The organism is Fluctibacter corallii, assembly GCF_025751585.1.
GTDB lineage: Bacteria > Pseudomonadota > Gammaproteobacteria > Enterobacterales > Alteromonadaceae > Fluctibacter_A > Fluctibacter_A corallii.
This window is the reverse complement of record NZ_JAOWKX010000006.1, coordinates 260,038-280,526: the sequence shown is the minus strand read 5'-3', so window position 1 is coordinate 280,526 and position 20,489 is coordinate 260,038. Positions and strand designations below refer to the sequence as shown.

Below are 20,489 nucleotides of genomic sequence, written 5' to 3'. Positions count from 1 at the left end.
CCTCAGGTTCGATTTGAGAATTGATGTCATATTGACCTAATTGGGCTGTTTTGAGGCCGTATTGCGAAAGTTTATCTCAAACTTATGCTGGCGCGTTGCGCCGTGTTTTGTTTCGATAATCTTTCGCTTTGGCAATTTTTGTTTGTTTTTTGGCAGGTTTTGTTTTTCTTTTGAGTTAACGTATACAGGTAGATGCGTTTTGGATGTGTATAAGGAGAAAAGCAAATGTCGCACGCTTCAACACTCACTGTGGCCATTGGTCAGGTTGCCCCATTATGGTTAAACCGAGTCAAAACACTGGAAAAAGTCATGCAAGCGGTCTCCGAAGCGGCTGATCGTGGCGCAGGATTTATCGCATTTGGTGAAACTTTACTACCCGGATATCCCATTTGGTTGGAAAGAACGGGGGGCGCACAGTTTAATCATCCTGCGCAAAAACGCATGCAAAGGCATTACTTGGAGCAAGCGGTCAACGTTGAGCGGGGCGATTTAACGCCGTTATGTGAGTTAGCCAAAGCACGCAAAATCGCGATTGTCATTGGATGCGCTGAACGCCCTGATGATCGCGGCGGCCATAGCATCTATTGCAGTATGGTGTTAATTGGCGATGACGGTGAAATCAAGCATATACATAGAAAGTTAATGCCTACTTATGAGGAGCGATTAACCTGGTCTGTGGGAGATGGAAATGGCTTGCGTACGCATAAAGTCGGCCCGTTTACGGTTGGGGCGCTGAACTGTTGGGAAAACTGGCTTCCATTGGCTCGTGCAGCCTTGTATGGGCAAGGTGAAAACCTTCACGTGGGTATTTGGCCTGGTGGTGAGCATAACACAAGAGACACCGCCCCGTTTATTGCGAAGGAAGGTCGGTGCTATTCCATGGCTGCTAGTGCGATTTTACGTCCTTCAGATATTCCTTCTAATACGCCGTTATTTGACGAAATTATGTCTGATGCACCAGCGCATTTTTCAAATGGCGGCTCCTGCCTCGCCAGCCCAACAGGAGAGTGGATCATTTCTCCACAAGTGGGTAACGAAGGTATTTTTGTCGCTGAAATTGATTTTGCGTTAGTGCTTGAAGAGCGTCATAACTTCGACCCTGCGGGGCATTATTCCCGCCCAGACGTATTGTCGCTAAATATCAATCGACAGCGTCAACATACGTTAAATATCGTTGACTAAGTAAGCATAGACGCTGAAACGTTTCTTATGGGCTAAACATAGCGTACCTAGTTTGAGTGCTAAGTACGCACTATCCGTTTCTTCATATCGCTTCGTGTTTTAGGTGAAATGCCTTGATAATAGGGCAAGCGCCATTAATATTTATTTAATTGGCGGAATATCAGTGAGATAGTTTATACACATTAAATAAATGTGGTAATGTTACATTATCACAATAACACGAAAACGATCTCATGAAGCTATTACGAACTTTAGCCCCCTTGTTAGTTGCTACGAGTGTCTCCTCGTATGCATATCAAACGCAGGATACCCGATTACTGCGATTTGCTGATATCCATAAAGATAACGTTACATTCGTTTATGCTGGTGATATTTACATTGCTAACCATAAAACGGGTGACAGTCAGCGACTCACCGATCATATTGGATTTGAAACTTTTCCGAAGTTTTCCCCAGACGGCAGTAAAATTGCCTTTTCGGCTGAGTACAATGGTAGCCGTCAAGTGTATGTGATGAATGCGGATGGTTCTGATCTAAAACAGCTAACCTATTACAATGATGTCGGCCCTATGCCTCCTCGTGGCGGCTTTGACTACCGCATACTTGACTGGACACCTGACGGTGAACACGTTGTTTTTCGCGCGAATCGTTTACCATGGGGTGAACGAATGGGACGGCCTTACAAAGTGTCGATAAATGGTGGAATGGAAGAGGCGTTACCTGTTCCAGAATCCGGAGGCGGGATGCTATCAGCCGATGGTAATACATTTATCTATACGCCTATTGATCGAGAGTTTAGAACGTGGAAGCGCAGCAGAGGCGGGCGAGCGCAAGATGTCTGGACATATGATTTAGTTAACCACACGTCAAAGCAGCTTACTCATCACCGAGCGACGGATCATCAGCCTACAGTGGTAAATGGCAATATTTACTTTGTTTCTGACCGAGAGTTTACGCTCAACCTATATCAATACCAACAAGATAAAGCGCCGACCAAACTGACCCATCACGATGAGTATGATGTGCTCTGGCCTTCGGCTGGACCAGAAGCAATCGTGTATGAAAATGGCGGCTACTTGTATCGTTTTGATCCAAATACTAACGAAGCGAAAAAACTCGCAATCAATATTCCTGGAGTGCGAAAATACGCCGAGTCTTACAGTATGAATGTGAGTAAGTTTATCGATTCCATGAGTATTGATAATAGTGGCAAAAGGGCGTTGTTTACGGCTCGCGGAGAGGTGTTTTCAGTTCCTAAAAATGATGGTGTCACGCGCAATTTATCTCATACACCTGCGAGTAGAGAGATTGACGCGAGTTGGTCTCCAAACGGTCGTTACGTCGCCTATATGAGTGATGCAACGGGCGAGTATGAAATTTATATTAAGGATCGTGCAAATAAGAATCAGGCTAAGCAGCTGACAGACAACGGTACGATTTGGCGCTTCACTCCCGTCTGGTCACCAGACAGTAAAAAGCTTTTATTTGCTGATAAAAACCATACCCTGTGGGTACTTGATGTTGACGATGGTGATTTGACGCAGATTGATGTTGCCAAATTTAACGAGAGCAATCTGACAACATACATTTGGTCGCCAAATAGTAAAGACATCGTTTATTTAAAAAACAATGAAAACCGTTATGGTTCATTGTGGCACTACAACCTTGATAGTAAAAAAGCCACCCGTTTAACCAATGAAATGACGTCAGAGCAAAACCCCACGTTTTCACCTGATGGCCAGTATTTGTATTTTACTTCGCAACGCGATTTCAACCTAACGTTTTCAAGTTACGAGTTTGATTATTTGTACACAGATGCAACACGCATCTACGCAGTTGCCGTTAACGATGATGTAGTGGCTGTAAATCGCTTTAAAAGCGATGAGGTGGAAATAAAGGCCGAAGAAACCAGCAAAGATAAAGAAGATGAAAGTGAATCGTCTTCAATTTCTACATTGTTAGATCCTAAACACTTTATGCAACGTGTAGAGGTTTTAAATGCCAAAGCCGGAGACTACAGCTCCCTCAGTGCAACAAAAGGTGCTGTGCTTGCTTTATCTGATAATGCGTTAAAGTTAATTGGCGTTGGACGTGACGGTAAAGTTGAAACCGTAGCGGAGGGAGTGAGCGCATATACCGTGTCTGCCAATGGCGAGTACATATTGGTTAAATCGGGTAACAATTACAGTATTGTTGAACCTAAGGCGGATCAAGACTTGAAGAAGTCACAGTTAACATTAGACCAGATGGTGCTCAAAGTTGACCCCAAGGTTGAATGGCAGCAAATGTATAAAGAAGGCTGGCGCACTTTGCGGGATTGGTTTTATGATGAAAACCACCATGGGCAAGACTGGCAGGCCATTTACGATAAGTACCAGCCATTGGCGACAGCCGTAGCACATCGTGCAGATTTAGATTATGTGCTTAGTGAGATTGCGGGTGAATTAAACGCTGGACATATTTATGTTCAATCGGGAGATGAGCCGAAAGTAGAGCGCAAAAAGCATGGCCTGCTAGGGGCAAAAATTTCTCGGCATGCCTCTGGTTTTGCTCAAATTGATGATATCTTTGAAGGCGAAAATTGGCATGAAGATTTTCGTTCTCCTCTTGATGAGCCAGGTGTAAAAGCGACCAAAGGCGATTACATCATTGCTGTACAAGGTCAATTAACCAATGGAGTGAGTAATTTCTATGAGTTGTTAGAAAATACTCAGGGAGAAAGCATCGAGTTACAACTAAGTGATTCGCCAAATCAAGAAAACACCTGGACCATTACAGTAAAACCTGTCGCCAGCGAAACCGGACTACGATATTTAGAATGGGTGCAATCGCGCAAAGCGTACGTTGATAAATTGTCTAATGGGCGAATTGGTTATGTGCATTTGCCCAACACGCACACCGCCGGTAATCGTGAACTCTTTAAAACCTTTATGCCGCAGACGACTAAAGATGCGATGATCATTGATGACAGATATAACGGTGGTGGCTTTATTCCTGAGCATATAATTACATGGCTAGCGCGCAAGCCATTGAATTACTGGAAGCGTCGCGGCGTTGAACCTACGAAAACGCCCCAGTTGGCCCACGATGGCCCTAAAGCGATGTTGATCAATGGCTACTCAAGTTCAGGTGGTGATGCATTGCCTTATTATTTCCGTCAAGCGGGCTTAGGAAAGCTGATAGGAACACGCACTTGGGGCGGACTGATTGGTATTTCAGGGAATCCGCGTTTAGTTGACGGTGGTCAGGTGATTGCTGCGACATTCCGCATTTTAGATAATGAAGGAAAGTGGATAATTGAAAATGAAGGCGTGGTGCCAGACATTGAGGTTATTGATCGCCCTGAATTGATTTATAAGGGGCAAGATCCTTCTATAGAACGTGCGGTTGAAGAGCTATTAAAAGAGCTTGAACAAAACCCTAAACAACCATTAAGCGTTCCACCTGCTCCTTCAGATTTTTAATCTTTACATATACGAAAAGCATTGCGTAGCAATGCTTTTCGTTCTGTTATTTACTCACTTACGTTGCTTCAATCTAGACAAATATCGTTTAGGTTGTGATAAAAGTAGAGTTTCCGTATTGGTTAGTGTTCTACGCTATTAATACTGACAACCAATATCCTACTGAATAGGCGATAAGTAATCGAAGGAACATGCTCAGGTAGCTGATAAAGCTGAGCCCCTTGATTTTACTCATGGCGATGATACCCGCTGCTGAACCTATCACTAGCAGCGAACCCCCAACACCCATGGCATACGTGACAGACAACCATTCATCAGGACGCATGGTCACATTGGCCTTAAGCACGGCAGCCGTCAAAGGTACATTGTCTACAAGAGCGGAACTGATGCCCAGAAGGTAGTTTGCCAACGACGTCGGTAAATGTTGATAAATCAGCGCGATATGATCAAGCACATGCAGTTTTTTAAGTGCGCCAACGATTAATAGAATACCTAAGAAAAATAGCAGCGTGTCGAACTCAATTTTACGAATATAATTGAGTACATTTTCGTTTGATTCAGGCAAAGATAAAAAGTGGCCGCACAAAAACATAATACTTAAGCCAAACAAAAAAGTTAATACCGGCGGAACTTGAAACATCACGTTTAAGGAAAGGGTCGCGGCAATGGTGGTTAAGAAGATGAGGCCAATGATTTTATCCTCAAATTCAATAGGCTTGTTGTTCGTATGTAGAGTTACATGCCCAGACATGTTTGAAGATAACAGAAATGCCAAGCTCAATACCCCAGCAAGTGCGGGAACGATGAGTTGAAGCAAGCTGACGATCGTAACCTTGTCTGCAAGAAAGATCATCAGTGTTGTTACATCTCCAGTTATGAGTGAAACGCCTCCGCTATTTACCGAGAAAATCACAAGCGCGGCGTATTTTAGCTGCTTTTTAATAGGAACTTTTAGTTGTGTGATAACCGCGACAGATACCAACGTAGCGGTGATGTTATCAGCCAGTGAAGAGAACACAAAAGAACCCAACCCCAAGTAAATTAGAAGCGCTTTTTCACTTACTTGAGAGGGTAAGGCTTTTTGTACGATGCTTGATATAAAGCCTCTACTATTTAAATACGCTACAAATGTCATTGCTGACATAAGAAACAACCAGAGTGAAGCGATCTCCAATAAGTTTTCATTCAAACTTTCGCTTATTTGTTCACTGCTAAATCCCGATTCTGGGAAAATATAAAAGATTAGCCAACACAAACAACCTAAAAATAACGTGCTCTTTGCTTTGTTGATGTGAATAGTTTCTTCGAAAATAACTAAAAGGAGAGCCAAAATAGATAGGCAAATTATAAGGGTGTGCATAAGGGTATTTACGTACGGTTATTGGTTAAAAGGTGAATGCATCTCGGTTTAATCCAAGACGCGTCCAAGTAAGTTGATCAATTTAGGTGTTAACTGGTTTTTTTGTACACTCTCAAAAATCTTCAATGACACGTGATCCATAGCGGGGCTTTCTGGCAACACAGGTATAGCGATCATGACAGATAAGCCATAGATTTATATCGATTTTAAATTAGGTTGGAATGACTTTCAGGAGTGTTTGTTCAACGTGATCGACATTCTTGCCCATTGCCAAACTGAATCCGCTGTGACACAAAGTATGTGAATAGACGACTATCGTTGGCGGGCCTCATGATAATAGTAGAGGATGGGTGGCGCAAATTAATATTCTCGGTTAAAACTCGGATTTGTAATGACTGGATAAATAATCAGATCATGTGATTTTTCATGAATTTAGCCACTGAAAATAACGTTCTTCTTTTTATCTTTAAAGTGCGTTTCTTCATCGTATATGTCTATTCGTCAGTTTTATTTATATCTAAGCTAATTGACTGTTGTAGATAGCTCTAAAAAGAGCATTTTGGTTGATAATCTAAATGGAGCAGTCAATGCGCTACATATCATGTGTGATTTTATTTTTCACTTTATTCAGGGGTTCAACTATATATGCTAATGAATCGCATGATATCTATATTTCGCAAAGCCAAAGTGCATTCAACAATATTGCTAGACATGTAATAGATTCCCAAAACCTCAATGGTAAGCGGGTAATTGACATCTCTTTACCTGCTAATTACCAAGAAACTGCCCCCCACATTAAATATCCTCTTGTAGTCGTACTTGATGGTGAGATGTTATTTCACAGTGTTTCCGGATTCGTCCAATTTCAGGCTATGAATAGCCAAATGCCAGAAGCTATTGTTGTTGGTATTCAAAACGCACCTGAGACAAGGCGAGATATGACACCAAAGCCTTTAAGCGCAAAAGGCGAACCGTTGTGGTTTGGAGGAAAGGAGGACCTTTATTTATCGTTTATTCAAAACGAGGTGTTACCTTTTCTAGAGAAAAGTTATCGAATTGCCGACTTTAAAGTGCTGATAGGCCTTTCTCCTTCTGCAAGTCTAACACTACATAGTTTTTGGAAGCAGCCACGCCTTTTTGCTGGCTATATCGTGGTCAATCAGGCGGACTTTGGTGCTGTGGGGTACGGTAGCGAAACTATTTTTGATAAAGTCATCAATTCGGTAAAACAACAAGAGATAGGTAAACGATACCTATATATATCGATGCCTAAAGGTGGCGCGACCCGTAATCCTAAAATTTTGGATGATTACGAAAGGTTAGAAACTAAGTTGTCGCCTTACTTAACAAAAAATCTATCGTTCAAATGGGAGTTAATTGACAAGCAATCTTATGCTGCTGTTTTACCCGCAATTATGTCAGGGTTTGAACTTATTTTCCCATCGCAGCAATGGGATGTGAATTATCGCAAGTTCGTTACCGAAGAAGCCAATTTAACGCTTAAAAATATTAAGGCTCACTTTACTAAACTTAGTGAACAATATGGTTTTATGGCACTACCTAAAGGGGAGCGCTTTTATAATCGCAATCGTTTGAAGCGTATTGTATACATTTTGATTAAAGAAAAGCGCTACTCTGAAGCGGAAGCCATTATGGATTACTGGCTGTCCATTTATCCTCACTCAGCCAATGCCTATGATACATTTGCTGATTTGTTTCTAGCGAAAGGCAATAAGGACATTGAGTTAAAGCACCGTATTAAAGCATTGGAACTCGCCCAGAAAAATAACGATTATAGGGTTGAGCTATTTAAAGCGGCTTTAAACAACCTAAAATCTACTATGGAGTAAATTGTGTCAATAAACAGTCTCTTTCAACCGAATGGAATGCAACTATCGCAAAAGTCTAGTTATTAAACATTCGGTTGAATTGGAAAAAGTATAGGTATGCTGCTCTAGGGGAGATTGTTTACTCAGTTTTGTCCTTAAACTCACATAAATCTTCGATGAGGCAAGAGCCGCATCTGGGCTTTCTGGCAACACAAGTATAACGGCCATGAAGGATAAGCCAATGATGCACATCGACTTTAAACTCGGCAGGAACGACTTTAAGTAGCTTTTGCTCTACTTGATCGACGTTTTTGCCCATGGCGAGTTTAGTGCGGTTTGACACGCGAAATATGTGGGTGTCTACGGCGATAGTGGGCCAGCCAAAAGCGGTGTTCAATACGACATTTGCTGTTTTTCTCCCTACGCCTGGTAAGGCTTCGAGCGCTTCTCGGTTTTCAGGAACTTGAGATTGATGTTGCTTGATAAGCATCTCACATGTTTTTATAACGTTTACCGCTTTCGAATTAAACAAGCCGATGGTTTTGATATACGCCTTTAATCCATCAACACCAAGAGCAAACATTTTTTCTGGCGTATTGGCGATGGGAAACAATTTTGCAGTGGCCTTGTTTACACCAACATCGGTCGCCTGAGCGGAAAGGATAACAGCAATCAACAACTCAAAGGGATTACTAAAGTTTAGCTCTGTTGTTGGGTGAGGGTTAGCGTCACGAAGACGCGTGAGTATTTCTCTTCGTTTTTCTTTATTCATCGCGAATTAGTATTTCATTATGTTTGCGTGGATATCTAGCTGTCTGCTGCGGTATCACCTGTAACGCGAGCGCGTGTCACGACTTTACCTTCCTGAGGTTTTACAACCATTGCTTCAACGCGATCATTGAGTGCGTTTTTCAGCGCGATGAGAAGTCCCATGCCGAGAAAAGCACCTGGAGGCAGTATTGCGAGTAAAAATTGACTGTCGGTTTCAAACACCGTGATTTTAAGCACCGTTGCCCAGTCACCGAGTAGCAACTCTGCGCCGCTAAACAATGTGCCATATCCTAGTAGTTCACGCATTGCACCCAGAATCATAAGCACAAGAGTAAAGCCTACTCCCATCATTACTCCATCAAAGGCTGCGAACTTGACGGGATTTTTCGAAGCATACGCTTCCGCTCGACCGATGATGGCGCAGTTAGTCACAATGAGCGGAATAAAAATGCCCAATGCTTCGTATAGCTTGAATGTAAACGCATTCATTAATAACTGAACAATGGTAACAAAAGCAGCGATGACCATGACGAAAATCGGAATGCGTATTTCTTTCGGCACCCAATTACGGACAAGCGACACGGTACAATTTGAGCCGATTAACACAAGTGTTGTGGCAATTCCTAATCCTAATCCATTTACAACGGTTGCGGTAACTGCAAGAAGTGGGCATAGGCCCAGTAATTGCACAAGTGCTGGGTTATTCTTCCACAGCCCCTGCCATGTCAATTCTTGATATTCATTCATCACTGGTCTCTTCATCTTCAGTGGTTTCATTGCCTAGCTGGCAAGTAGCCTCAGCATTGAATAAGCGGTCTTTGTTTTTGTTTACGTATTCAAGTGTGCTTTTTACGCCCTCGACAACCGCGCGTGGCGTAATGGTTGCGCCAGTGAATTGATCAAACTGCCCGCCATCTTTTCTGACCGCCCACTGAGCCTGATTATTGTCAGTTAATTCCGTGCCTTTAAAAGTCGTAATCCAATCGCTGATACGAATATCGATTTTATCACCTAGCCCCGGCGTTTCTTTGTGCTCTAGCACGCGTACGCCCGTTACCGTACCATTGAATTTCACCCCAACAATAAAATAAATATTGCCGCTGTAGCCGTCAGATGTCATGGACTCTATGGCCAGCACAGACGGCGTATTATCAAGAAACCCACGATATACTTTGTGATTGGCTGATTTTCCCAATAGGGGATCAGCTGTCGCTATGGCACAATTATGCGTCATATCGTTGTCATATAGCGTATTTGGTACGATTTGATTAATAATTGATGTGACCTTTGCCACTTGTTGAGCTTGTATCGTGTCTTTGGTTAACGCGAAAGTTAGTGTCACCAACCCAGTGCATACTAATGCAAACGCACCTAAAATTAAGCCTTTATTTAGAACAAACTTCTTAGCCATTAGTCGCGATCCTCTGCTCGTTTAATGGCGCTTTTGTGTTCGCTTCTATGACCATAGGTACGAGGTCGTGTGTAATAGTCAATCAAAGGGACGCCCATGTTCATAATGAGTACGGCGAATGCAACGGCATCAGGGTAGCCTCCCCATGTTCTTATGATGTATATCCACAGCCCAATGCCCGCGCCGAAAAGGAGTCGGCCTTTATCTGTTGTAGAGGCAGATACTGGATCGGTAGCAATGAAAAACGCACCGAACATCAAGCCGCCTGAAAAGAGGTGAAATAATGGGCTTGCATATACGCTACCATCAATAAGATGGAAAAAACCAGATATGGCAAACGTGCCGACTATCACTCCAACGGGAATATGCCAATTAATGACTTTAAGGCGCAGTAGGAGTAAACCACCAAACAGATAAGCCATGTTTATCCAAAACCAACCTTGACCCAATCCGTTTGAGTAAATAGGGGCTTGAAGCGCTTCTTCTGAGGTTTCTCCCGTTGTCAGTGCTGTTTTAAGATGATCAAGTGGCGTTGCCATAGTATGACCATCTACATCACTCCTTAATTGTTCTATCGAATAACCCTCGACATTGTAACCTGTGAATACAATACTCGCGCTATCTAGCGCCGATTCCTCATATTGACTTAAACTGGCGACAGGCGCCCAATTTGTCATCTGTACGGGAAAAGAAATAAGTAGCATGACATACGCTGCCATAGCCGGATTGAATGGATTATTTCCTAATCCGCCGTAAAGCTGTTTAACGATGGCAATAGCAAAAACACTGCCAATTACCGTTAACCACCAAGGCGCATAAGGTGGAATGCTGACGGCGAGTAATAGAGCAGTGAGCAACGCGCTGCTGTCTTTGATGGTGCGCTCAACATCGCGTTTTCGTAGCTCAACAATTAATGCTTCTGTGGCAATACATGTAGCGGCAGCAACGGCAAAGTGGACTAGTGCGCCAAATCCGAAAAACCAAGTTTGTGCGATTAATCCAGGAATCGCGGCATACATCACTAAGCGCATCACTTGTCCGGTATTACGTTGGCGCTTCAAATGGGGAGAACTGGATAACGAAAGCATCATGGTAATTAGCTATCCTTAGTGTTTTGTTCGTTAAGTTTTTCTGCGTCTTTTGCTGCTTTACGTGCTTTTGCACGTGCGACAGCAGCCGCCACTTTTTGTTTTTTAATGGTCTCAGGATCGGCAGGCGCAGATTCAGCAGAAGGTTGCTGATTGATATCGTTCTCTATAGATACCGCTGGCGAATCTGGTTCTTGCTTTAGATTGTCTGCTTGCTTCAGCGCTTGTTTTTCTTTTGCCTTCGCTTTCTTCGCCTTGGCTTTGGCTATGGCAGCTGCAACCCGCTGCTTTCTCGCCTCGCTTTCACTCAACGGCGCGGTGTCAGTTGGCTGTGGCACTTCATCTTTTATTACTGGCATAGAGGCTTCAGCGCCTTGACCTTCTGTGCTACTACCTGAGCTGGATTTGTTCTCAGCCCGTTCAAACTGTTGCTTTGCCGCTTTCTTTGCTTTTGCACGTGCGATGGCCTGTGCAATGCGATCTTGCTTTTCTGTTTGGGTATCCGAAGCGGTGTTAGATGTTTGAGGTTCATCGCTTGTATTCGTATCAATCGATGTATTTTCTTGCTCCGCGCGCTGCGCTTTTTTGGCTTTTGCTCTCGCTATTGCCGCTGCCACTTTGTCATTTGTTGACGGTGGTTGGTTCGACTCACCACCATTTTGCGTATTGGATACGTTTGCTTCGCTTTCTGAAGCTGCTTGTTTTTTTGCCTTTGCTCTCGCTATGGCTGCCGCTACTTTATCATTCGGTTTATTGGCCGTCTTAGGGGCTTCTTCTTGGCTGCCAGACTGCTTCGCCTTTACGCGTGCAAGCGCGGCGGCAATTTTATCTTTGGCATCGCTGTCTGTTTTGTCCATTGCCTGACGGCGTGCCTCGGCGGCTTTGCGGTGCTTTTCTTCTCGTTCCTCTTGTTCACGTTTCAGTCTGGCTTTTCGTGCTTCAAATCGCTCTCTTGCTTTTTCAGCCTTATCCGCTTCTTCTTGTTGAATGCGAATGTCCGCTTTTGCTTGGCGGTAGTAATGCACTAAAGGGATTTCACTCGGGCAAACAAATGCACATGCCCCGCACTCAATACAGTCGAATAGATTGTACTCTTGTGCTTTGTCGTATTCTTTCGCTTTACCGTGCCAGTACAATTGTTGGGGCAGCAGGTGGGCTGGGCAGGCATCGGCGCAGGCACTGCAACGAATACACGGTTGCTCCTCTCCCATCGGCGGCATTTCTTTATCTGTCGGCACCAAAATACAGTTGGTTGTTTTAATCACCGGAACATCTGCTGATGCAACCGTGTAGCCCATCATTGGGCCACCCATTATCATGCGCTGTTGAGATTGACGTTTGGCGTGATACTCGGCTTGGGACATTAAGTGTGATATCGGTGTACCCAATAGTACCCAAGCATTGCCAGCACGATCTATAGCTTCGCCTGTTATGGTAACTACTCGCCGAATTAATGGGATGCCTGCTAGAACGGCGTCTGCAATCGCGAAACAGGTACCAACATTTTGCATAATGACGCCAACGTCAATTGGCAGGCCATTATGGGGTACTTCACGATTTGTTAGTACCTGTATCAGCTGTTTTTCCCCTCCAGCTGGATAGCGAGTGGGAATTTCGCAAACAGAAATGTCCGCACTATCACTGCATGCTTCTGTTAATGCTTGAACCGCCTCAGGCTTGTTATCTTCTATGGCGATAACGATGTGTTGCGGTGATAGTAGGTAGGCGAGAATGTCTATACCTTGACGAATCTGATTGGCATGTTCTCGCATAAGCCTGTCGTCAGCTGTAATATAAGGTTCGCATTCCACACCATTAATAATAAGAAACTCGACGCCTTTTTTTGGGGATGCCTTCAAGTGCGTAGGAAAGCCCGCGCCTCCCATCCCTGCGATGCCAGCCTGACAAATAGTTTCTAACACTTTTATCTTGGGAAACGCATCATAATTTTTTAGAGGTTTAAGCTCGGCCCACGTGTCTTTTTTGTCTGGCTCGATAATAATCGTTTGCTCAGGAATGCCTGAAGGGTGAGCTGATACATGCTTTTCAATACCAACAATTTTACCGGACGTTGGAGCATGGACAGGCACGAAGAAAGGATTGGAGCTCTTAGTGAGTTTTTGTCCCTTTAATACATGATCTCCCACAGCCACACTCACTACACCCTCGACGCCAATATGCTGCTTAAGGGGGAGGTAAAGACGGTTAGGGATGGCAATATCGGCGATTTCATGCGTATTAGACAACGACTTACGGCCATCCGGATGCACGCCACCACGAAAACGCCACAATTTACCCTGTTTTATTCTGTCGATTATCGTTTTAAATTCGTTATACACAGCTTACCTTTCAGATTCCTATTGTGTCTCTACTTGCTTGACGGGAATAGCATCAAGTTGCCATTTCCACGTTTTAGACGTGGTTTCAACGGGAACCATATCAATACAATCAACAGGGCAGGGCTCAACGCACAAGTCGCACCCTGTGCACTCGTCTTTTATAATGGTGTGCATTTGTTTTGCCGCGCCGAGTATGGCATCGACTGGACACGCCTGAATACATTTAGTGCATCCGATACATTCATCTTCACGAATAAATGCCACTTTTTTAATGTCTTCTTGTCCATGAGCGGCATCTAAAGGTTTAGGTTCAACTCCCATTATATCAGCGATTTTTTTTATCGTTGCTTCGCCGCCCGGAGGACATTTGTTTATTTCGTCACCATTAGCAATGGCTTCTGCATATGGGCGGCATCCAGGATAGCCGCACTGACCACATTGGGTTTGGGGCAAAACGTGGTCTAATTGTTCAACGAGGGGATCTCCCTCGACTTTGAATTTTATCGATGCATACCCAAGAATCAGCCCAAAAATGAGCGCGAGAATAGCGACGGCAATAAGTGCGATGAGTAGAGTCATTATAACTTAACAAGTCCAGTAAAGCCCATGAAAGCCAAGGACATAAGCCCAGCAGTAATCATAGCAATAGAAGCACCTTTAAAGGGGGAGGGGACATCCGCTACAGCGAGGCGCTCTCTCATCGCTGAGAACAAGATCAGCACTAATGAAAAGCCGACAGCAGCACCAAATCCATATATAAGGCTTTCTATGAAATTGTGATCTTTATTAATATTCAGAAGTGCAACACCCAATACAGCACAGTTGGTTGTAATCAGAGGTAGAAAAATTCCCAATAGTCGATACAGTGTGGGGCTGGTTTTGTGCACCACCATTTCCGTAAATTGAACGACGACGGCGATAACTAATATAAAACTTAGGGTCCGTAGAAACCCGATATCTAAGGGAAGTAGAATATAGTGCTCAACTAAATAGCTGCACATAGAGGCAATTGTCAACACAAAGGTCGTTGCCATTGACATACCAATCGCGGTTTCCAGCTTTGATGAGACACCCATAAAGGGGCAAAGTCCCAAAAATTGTACCAGTACAAAGTTGTTTACTAGTACGGTACCTACCATTAACAACAAGAACTCAGTCATTCTATTCCAGTTTGCATCTTCAAATACGGCGGTTATTATCCTTATTTAGGCAAGGATTAACAACTTGATATTTATAGGGTTATTAAATAGAAATGGAATAGAGTATGAAATGCCAAATTTAGCGGCAATTATCAATATAAAAAGAATATAAAAATTAATAAGTTAACGATAAGCGGGAGAATATATTGGAAGGTTGGCTCCCCCTCCCCGACTCGAACGGGGGACCTGCGGATTAACAGTCCGTCGCTCTAACCAACTGAGCTAAGGGGGAACAGATACCTGTGTTGTAGCGTTGAAATTTGGCTCCCCCTCCCCGACTCGAACGGGGGACCTGCGGATTAACAGTCCGTCGCTCTAACCAACTGAGCTAAGGGGGACCCGTGTTTCAACGGTGGCGAATATTAAATATGTGAGTCCTGTCTGTCAACACAATCTGCAATAAATTTTAAATATTTTGTTTGTTTGCTTAATACCTGCTCGATATGGGTAAAAAAGAGGCGGTTTTGCATTGATTTATATAGAGACGAGGGGGGATCCCGTAAAAAAGCGGTACTGAGGCAGGGAAAGCTTTCTCCACACATATGATAAATCTGGGCTTGCTAACAATGTAATTTCATTTAGCTGGAATCGCAGTTTATTCTAAAGACGTAATATAAAAAAGCATTGCTCAATTATAGGTAGTCGTCTTACCGATACAGAAAAATCTTTTGTGCCAAGTAGGCTTGATAGTTTAATAATTTTTACGTCTTTTTAATAAAAGTTTATAACTTAAAATTATAAGAACCTAGACTTGAACTGTTGTTATATACAGTGTTTAATAAATCTGTAACCTGTCTGTTGTTTCATAAGGTTAGTGGCAACTTACTAATCGATCATTTTGATCGAGCTTAATTCAGCGTAAATATTGAGCTCATGTGAGTTATCCACTAAAACTGTGGATAACTGTGTTGATGAAAAAAATGTGTGTCTGTCTATCCCAATGGTATCGCTGTCAATAGTAAATCAAAAAAATTCATAAAACACAGTAAAAATATATAAAAAACATGTGTTTAGTGAATTTATTGTCTGGTAAGAGCTCAAGTCGGATGAATTTTGTTCGTTTCTACTTGACGTTGTGTGTTATTTAGCTAGTCAAGAAAAAAATACTTGATCATTGTATGGATCGTGTGCTTTCAAACAAGAAAAGTTGCCATCACTACGATCAAAAATGAAAGCGTTTACTTTATGTATTGATCAACCTTTGTTGGATTGTTAACTATAGATAGCATGATTGATTTACCTTTTCAGTCATTTAACAGCGCGATGTTGCGAAGGAAGTCGCTCGAATAGCGAATGTTTAAGGTAGATGACTGAATATATCCCTTGTTTAAGTTGCTGTTCCGTTTCTTAGTAACTTAAAATGAAGGGCTAATCCAAAGTGAGACTTTTTTAGTGCGTCCAAGTAAAACACCCGCTTCGAAACCTGATTTGTTGACTCAGTCAATTCCAGACACGTTACGAAAAATGACCCTTCCAATGATATTCGGCATGATTATGCTGATGACATTCGGTTTGGTTGATACCTTTTTCGTTGGCTTATTGGGTACTGAAGAGCTAGCCGCTATCAGTTTTACGTTTCCCGTTACCTTTACATTGATTAGCTTGAACATCGGCTTGGGGATTGGTACATCAGCAACGATTGCGCGCTATCTAGGCTCGGGACAAGATCACCTAGCCAAAGAATTTGCCACTGGCGCATTGATGTTGTCTTTTATCATGGTGGGTACATTAGCGATTATTGGCGAATTAACGATAGAACCCGTCTTCAGGTTATTGGGCGCAACCGAAGAGCACATGCCCCACATCAAAGACTATATGTACGTATGGTACGCAGCTGGTGTTTTTTTGGCGCTTCCAATGGTAGGAAATAGTGTATTAAGGGCGTCTGGCGATACTAAAACGCCGAGTATGGTGATGGCCATGGGTGGGTTTGTTAATGCAGCGTTGGACCCTATTTTGATTTTTGGCTGGGGACCCATTCCTGCTATGGGAATTCAAGGTGCAGCAGTGGCAACACTTATAGCGTGGCTTGCAGGCATGTTTTATATCCTTTATCTATTGGCGATTAAACGTAAGTTGATGTTACCGAGACTACTGACATGGCAGGAAATGAAGCTGACAAGTCGTGGTATTTTGAAAATAGGCCTGCCTGCTGCAGGTGCAAATATGTTGACGCCTATTGCTGGCGGCGTGATGACGGCAATTGTTGCCACATATGGGTCTGAAGCCGTCGCTGCTTGGGGCGTTGGGAGCCGTCTAGAATCTATTGCCAGTATTATCATATTGGCACTTTCTATGACGCTACCACCTTTTATAAGCCAGAACTTTGGCGCGCAAAAAATGCATCGAGTAGAAGATGCCTATAAGCTATGCATTAAGTTTGTTCTTGTTTGGCAAGTAATCGTGTACCTTCTATTTATGCTCACGTCATCTTGGATTGCAATGGCATTTGCTGAAGAGGCTGACGTGGCTCAGTTAATTACCCTGTTTTTGTTTATCGTGCCGATTGGGTATGGTTTTCAAGGTGTCATCATATTAACTAACTCATCATTTAATGCGATTCACCAACCGATGTCTGCACTTATACTTAGCATTATCAGATTATTTATATTTTTTGTACCCGTTGCCTATTTAGGGAGCCTTCTTTTTGGGCTAGAAGGGTTGTTTGGAGGCGCAGTTTTAGCCAATGTGTTGACTGCCCTAGTCGCGTACTTATGGTTTAAGCGCGCACTCAAGTTGTCACAAAATGAGGCAAACATGACCAATGCACTAGAAGGGGAGCGTTCATGAGTCGAGGATTCGAGTTAGCATCTAACTACTCACCAGCTGGCGATCAGCCCAAAGCGATTGAAAAACTGATTGATGGATTAGACTCTGGGCTGGCTTCTCAAACGCTGCTAGGCGTAACTGGTTCGGGTAAAACCTTTACTATGGCAAATGTGATTGCAGAGGTGCAGCGGCCAACATTGATTCTTGCCCACAATAAAACGTTGGCCGCTCAATTGTATGGTGAGATGAAAGAGTTCTTTCCAAATAATGCGGTTGAGTACTTTGTCTCCTACTATGACTATTACCAGCCAGAAGCTTATGTTCCGACGACAGACACGTTCATTGAGAAAGATGCGTCAATTAATGATCACATTGAGCAAATGCGTCTGTCAGCAACTAAAGCCTTAATGGAAAGACGAGATGTTGTCATTGTTTCGAGCGTATCTGCCATCTATGGTTTGGGTGATCCCGAATCTTACATGAAAATGTTGCTTCATCTTCGCCAAGGTGATTTGATGGATCAGCGAGACATATTGCGTCGACTAGCCGAATTGCAGTACACACGAAATGACGTCGCCTTTGAGCGCGGTACATTTAGGGTACGCGGAGACGTCATAGATATATTTCCAGCTGACTCAGAGCGTCAAGGTATTCGGGTTGAACTCTTTGATGAAGAGATTGAAAAAATCAGTCTGTTCGATCCGTTAACGGGGGCCGTTGATAAGAGCGTTGCTCGGGCGACGGTGTTTCCTAAAACCCACTATGTGACACCGAGAGAAAAGATTCTTGATGCAGTAGAGCGCATTAAAGAGGAACTGAAAGAAAGAAAAGAGCAGTTAAAAAGCGTCAATAAACTGATAGAAGAGCAACGGATTAGTCAGCGCACGCAGTTTGATGTTGAGATGATGTTGGAGCTGGGTTATTGCTCTGGCATTGAAAATTACTCCCGTTATCTGTCTGGGCGAGCGCCCGGAGAGCCGCCTCCAACGCTACTTGATTATTTTCCTGCCGATGGCTTGCTGTTTATTGATGAGTCTCACGTGACTGTTTCGCAAATCGGGGCAATGTATAAAGGGGATCGTTCTAGAAAAGAAACCTTAGTGGAGTACGGCTTCCGACTACCTTCAGCATTAGACAATCGCCCTCTAAAGTTTGAAGAGTTTGAGTTAATCTCGCCACAAACCATATATGTGTCAGCAACTCCAGGTAAGTATGAGTTGGAAAAATCTGACGGGGAAGTGGTGGAACAAGTGGTTAGACCTACTGGCCTTATCGATCCAGAAATAGAAGTTCGCCCTGTTGCTACCCAAGTTGATGACGTGATGTCCGAAATCAACCAGCGAGTCGCAGTAAACGAACGCGTACTAGTGACGACATTAACTAAGCGTATGGCAGAGGATTTGTCGGATTACCTCAGTGAACATGGCGTAAAAGTACGATATTTGCATTCAGACATAGATACCGTAGAACGGATTGAAATTATTAGGGATTTACGAATTGGCAAGTTCGATGTTCTGGTAGGCATTAACTTGTTGAGGGAAGGGCTGGATATGCCTGAAGTTTCATTGGTAGCAATTTTAGATGCCGACAAAGAAGGCTTCTTACGTTCTGATCGCTCGTTGATTCAAACGATTGGACGAGCGGCTCGAAACGTTAATGGCAAGGCCATTATGTATGGCGATAAGATGACTGGGTCAATGCAGAGAGCGATTGATGAAACACATCGGCGCAGAGAAAAGCAACAGGCTCATAACGAAAAGTTTGGCATTGAACCACAGCAACTGGTTAAGCCGATTACCGACATCATGGATTTAGGCGAGGGCAGCCGCAATGATGGAGACAAGGTTAAACTGCGAAAAGTGGCTGAGAAAGGTAAGCAGTATGAGGGCATGACGGCAAAAGAGGTTATGGCAAAAATTGCAGATTTGGAAAAGCAAATGTTTACAGCTGCGAAAGAGCTAGAGTTCGAGAAAGCCGCAGCGCTGCGAGATGAAATTGAGTTGTTACGTGAAAAAAGTGTGGCGGTTTCGTGAGCAATTAGGCTCAATATACTTGATGTAAAACATTTTTCCATTGTAATCCTGTGTCGGCTTGCCTATAGTTTAGTACGTATCTAAAATTATACTAATAATGGTGCTGTATGCTAAATCGTCTTCAGGAATCCGATATTAAACTACTGCGGGTGTTTTATGCCGTAGCGTCTTGTAATGGCTTCACTGCCGCAGAGCCCGTGTTACGCATGCAGAGACCAAATATATCTGCTGCAATTAAAAAGCTTGAAGAGCGCTTGGATTTGGTATTGTGTCATCGGGGGCGGGGTGGCTTTCAAATGACCAAAGAAGGCGAAGTCGTCTTTCAAGAAACCAAACGCATTTTCAACGCATTTGATAATTTTGTATTTAATCTTAAAAGTCTTCATGACGACTATTCAGGTCATGTAACGTTAGTCATCATGGCTGGTATGCCGCTTTCGGTGCATCTAGCTGTGAGTAAAGCAGTAAAAAGTACAATGAAAAAGTTTGATGATATTCACGTGAATATCCAAACACGATTGTACAACGAAGTCGAACATGTTGCCCTTTCTGGCGAGTGTCATTTGGTTGTTTCTACGTATGATATGGTGAAACCTGAATCTGTGACATTTCACCCCATTGATGTCAAAGTTCAGGGGCGTCTATATTGTGCGCCAACACATCCATTGGCTAAATATCGAGAAGGTTTGCCAGATGGAGTGAAGCTTGAAGAGTATCCAGCCATTGGTATTTCAGGGTTATCTTCAAGTAACTATATACAGGGTGATAATCGACTCGCTATTCAAACTTTCTCGGATTCTTACGATGGATGTTTATCGGCAATTATGACTGGCGAGTATGTCGGCTTGTTACCCGACTACATGACTAAAGAAACAGCAGCAGGGCTTGGATTAGTGCCAGTCGGTGGTGGCGATCAATTTGAATTCAGCCATGAATTATTCGTCATGAATGGTAAAAACACGAGGTTGAATCCTGTTCTACGCCATTGCATCAAAGAGTTGGGGTTCTTTATTAAAGAAAGTCAGAAATAGCTATTGATTTACT

The 20,489-nt window shown here is 43.3% G+C and carries 14 protein-coding genes, 2 tRNA genes and 1 pseudogene; 6 read left to right on the top strand and 11 right to left on the bottom strand.

The window, feature by feature from the left end:
* The first annotated feature begins 225 nt into the window (after positions 1 to 225).
* Positions 226 to 1,182, top strand: coding sequence for a carbon-nitrogen hydrolase family protein (locus OE749_RS13105; RefSeq protein ID WP_263712912.1), 957 nt, complete (start codon positions 226 to 228; stop codon positions 1,180 to 1,182).
* Positions 1,183 to 1,415: 233 nt separating this feature from the next.
* The gene (locus tag OE749_RS13100; protein WP_263712911.1) at positions 1,416 to 4,646 is read left to right on the top strand and encodes a S41 family peptidase; all 3,231 of its coding nucleotides are present in this window, start codon (positions 1,416 to 1,418) and stop codon (positions 4,644 to 4,646) included.
* Positions 4,647 to 4,776: 130 nt separating this feature from the next.
* Here the strand turns inward: OE749_RS13100 and nhaD are convergent, their stop codons facing one another.
* Positions 4,777 to 6,006, bottom strand: coding sequence for a sodium:proton antiporter NhaD (nhaD, locus tag OE749_RS13095; RefSeq protein ID WP_263712910.1), 1,230 nt, complete (start codon positions 6,004 to 6,006; stop codon positions 4,777 to 4,779).
* Positions 6,007 to 6,118: 112 nt separating this feature from the next.
* Positions 6,119 to 6,334 (bottom strand): annotated as a pseudogene (locus OE749_RS13090) (endonuclease III); the annotation flags it as partial.
* Between the two features lie 247 nt (positions 6,335 to 6,581).
* Here OE749_RS13090 and OE749_RS13085 point away from each other — a divergent pair.
* The gene (locus OE749_RS13085) at positions 6,582 to 7,856 is read left to right on the top strand and encodes an alpha/beta hydrolase-fold protein (protein WP_263712909.1); all 1,275 of its coding nucleotides are present in this window, start codon (positions 6,582 to 6,584) and stop codon (positions 7,854 to 7,856) included.
* A gap of 118 nt (positions 7,857 to 7,974) precedes the next feature.
* Here the strand turns inward: OE749_RS13085 and nth are convergent, their stop codons facing one another.
* The 9 genes from nth to OE749_RS13040 form a co-directional block, all read right to left on the bottom strand.
* Entirely contained in the window at positions 7,975 to 8,607 is a 633-nt protein-coding gene (gene nth, locus OE749_RS13080) for an endonuclease III (protein ID WP_263712908.1), read from the bottom strand.
* 35 nt (positions 8,608 to 8,642) lie between these two features.
* Positions 8,643 to 9,353, bottom strand: a complete 711-nt coding sequence (locus OE749_RS13075) for an electron transport complex subunit E (RefSeq protein ID WP_263712907.1) — start codon at positions 9,351 to 9,353, stop codon at positions 8,643 to 8,645.
* Entirely contained in the window at positions 9,346 to 10,017 is a 672-nt protein-coding gene (gene rsxG / locus OE749_RS13070; protein ID WP_263712906.1) for an electron transport complex subunit RsxG, read from the bottom strand. Before rsxG ends, OE749_RS13075 begins: the two co-directional genes overlap by 8 nt.
* A complete protein-coding gene (rsxD, locus tag OE749_RS13065) occupies positions 10,017 to 11,108 on the bottom strand; it encodes an electron transport complex subunit RsxD (protein WP_263712905.1) in 1,092 nt (363 codons plus the stop codon). The genes rsxG and rsxD overlap by 1 nt, the downstream gene beginning before the upstream one ends.
* Before the next feature lie 5 nt (positions 11,109 to 11,113).
* The gene (gene rsxC / locus OE749_RS13060) at positions 11,114 to 13,444 is read right to left on the bottom strand and encodes an electron transport complex subunit RsxC (protein ID WP_263712904.1); all 2,331 of its coding nucleotides are present in this window, start codon (positions 13,442 to 13,444) and stop codon (positions 11,114 to 11,116) included.
* A gap of 18 nt (positions 13,445 to 13,462) precedes the next feature.
* Complete coding sequence (rsxB, locus tag OE749_RS13055) at positions 13,463 to 14,023, bottom strand: electron transport complex subunit RsxB (RefSeq protein ID WP_263712903.1); 561 nt, start codon at positions 14,021 to 14,023, stop codon at positions 13,463 to 13,465.
* Positions 14,023 to 14,604, bottom strand: a complete 582-nt coding sequence (gene rsxA, locus OE749_RS13050; RefSeq protein ID WP_263712902.1) for an electron transport complex subunit RsxA — start codon at positions 14,602 to 14,604, stop codon at positions 14,023 to 14,025. The genes rsxB and rsxA overlap by 1 nt, the downstream gene beginning before the upstream one ends.
* A gap of 194 nt (positions 14,605 to 14,798) precedes the next feature.
* Positions 14,799 to 14,875 (bottom strand) — tRNA-Asn (locus OE749_RS13045).
* 29 nt (positions 14,876 to 14,904) lie between these two features.
* Positions 14,905 to 14,981 (bottom strand) — tRNA-Asn (locus tag OE749_RS13040).
* A 1,054-nt stretch (positions 14,982 to 16,035) separates the two neighbouring features.
* Between OE749_RS13040 and OE749_RS13035 the strand changes: the two genes are divergently transcribed.
* The 3 genes from OE749_RS13035 to OE749_RS13025 all read left to right on the top strand — a co-directional run bounded on the left by OE749_RS13035 (position 16,036) and on the right by OE749_RS13025 (position 20,476).
* Positions 16,036 to 17,433 (top strand): MATE family efflux transporter, encoded by a 1,398-nt coding sequence (locus tag OE749_RS13035; protein ID WP_404828175.1) that lies wholly within the window; start codon positions 16,036 to 16,038, stop codon positions 17,431 to 17,433.
* Positions 17,430 to 19,445, top strand: a complete 2,016-nt coding sequence (gene uvrB, locus OE749_RS13030; protein WP_263712901.1) for an excinuclease ABC subunit UvrB — start codon at positions 17,430 to 17,432, stop codon at positions 19,443 to 19,445. Before OE749_RS13035 ends, uvrB begins: the two co-directional genes overlap by 4 nt.
* A 107-nt stretch (positions 19,446 to 19,552) precedes the next feature.
* Positions 19,553 to 20,476, top strand: coding sequence for a LysR family transcriptional regulator (locus OE749_RS13025; RefSeq protein ID WP_263712900.1), 924 nt, complete (start codon positions 19,553 to 19,555; stop codon positions 20,474 to 20,476).
* Positions 20,477 to 20,489: the final 13 nt, after the last annotated feature.

Excerpts from the sequence above, each read along its gene's own strand:
- OE749_RS13105 (WP_263712912.1), top strand. The coding sequence starts at position 226 with ATGTCGCACGCTTCAACACTCACTGTGGCCATTGGTCAGGTTGCCCCA.
- OE749_RS13100 (WP_263712911.1), top strand. The coding sequence starts at position 1,416 with ATGAAGCTATTACGAACTTTAGCCCCCTTGTTAGTTGCTACGAGTGTC.
- nhaD (WP_263712910.1), bottom strand. The coding sequence starts at position 6,006 with ATGCACACCCTTATAATTTGCCTATCTATTTTGGCTCTCCTTTTAGTT.
- OE749_RS13085 (WP_263712909.1), top strand. The coding sequence starts at position 6,582 with ATGGAGCAGTCAATGCGCTACATATCATGTGTGATTTTATTTTTCACT.
- nth (WP_263712908.1), bottom strand. The coding sequence starts at position 8,607 with ATGAATAAAGAAAAACGAAGAGAAATACTCACGCGTCTTCGTGACGCT.
- OE749_RS13075 (WP_263712907.1), bottom strand. The coding sequence starts at position 9,353 with ATGAATGAATATCAAGAATTGACATGGCAGGGGCTGTGGAAGAATAAC.
- rsxG (WP_263712906.1), bottom strand. The coding sequence starts at position 10,017 with ATGGCTAAGAAGTTTGTTCTAAATAAAGGCTTAATTTTAGGTGCGTTT.
- rsxD (WP_263712905.1), bottom strand. The coding sequence starts at position 11,108 with ATGATGCTTTCGTTATCCAGTTCTCCCCATTTGAAGCGCCAACGTAAT.
- rsxB (WP_263712903.1), bottom strand. The coding sequence starts at position 14,023 with ATGACTCTACTCATCGCACTTATTGCCGTCGCTATTCTCGCGCTCATT.
- rsxA (WP_263712902.1), bottom strand. The coding sequence starts at position 14,604 with ATGACTGAGTTCTTGTTGTTAATGGTAGGTACCGTACTAGTAAACAAC.
- uvrB (WP_263712901.1), top strand. The coding sequence starts at position 17,430 with ATGAGTCGAGGATTCGAGTTAGCATCTAACTACTCACCAGCTGGCGAT.
- OE749_RS13025 (WP_263712900.1), top strand. The coding sequence starts at position 19,553 with ATGCTAAATCGTCTTCAGGAATCCGATATTAAACTACTGCGGGTGTTT.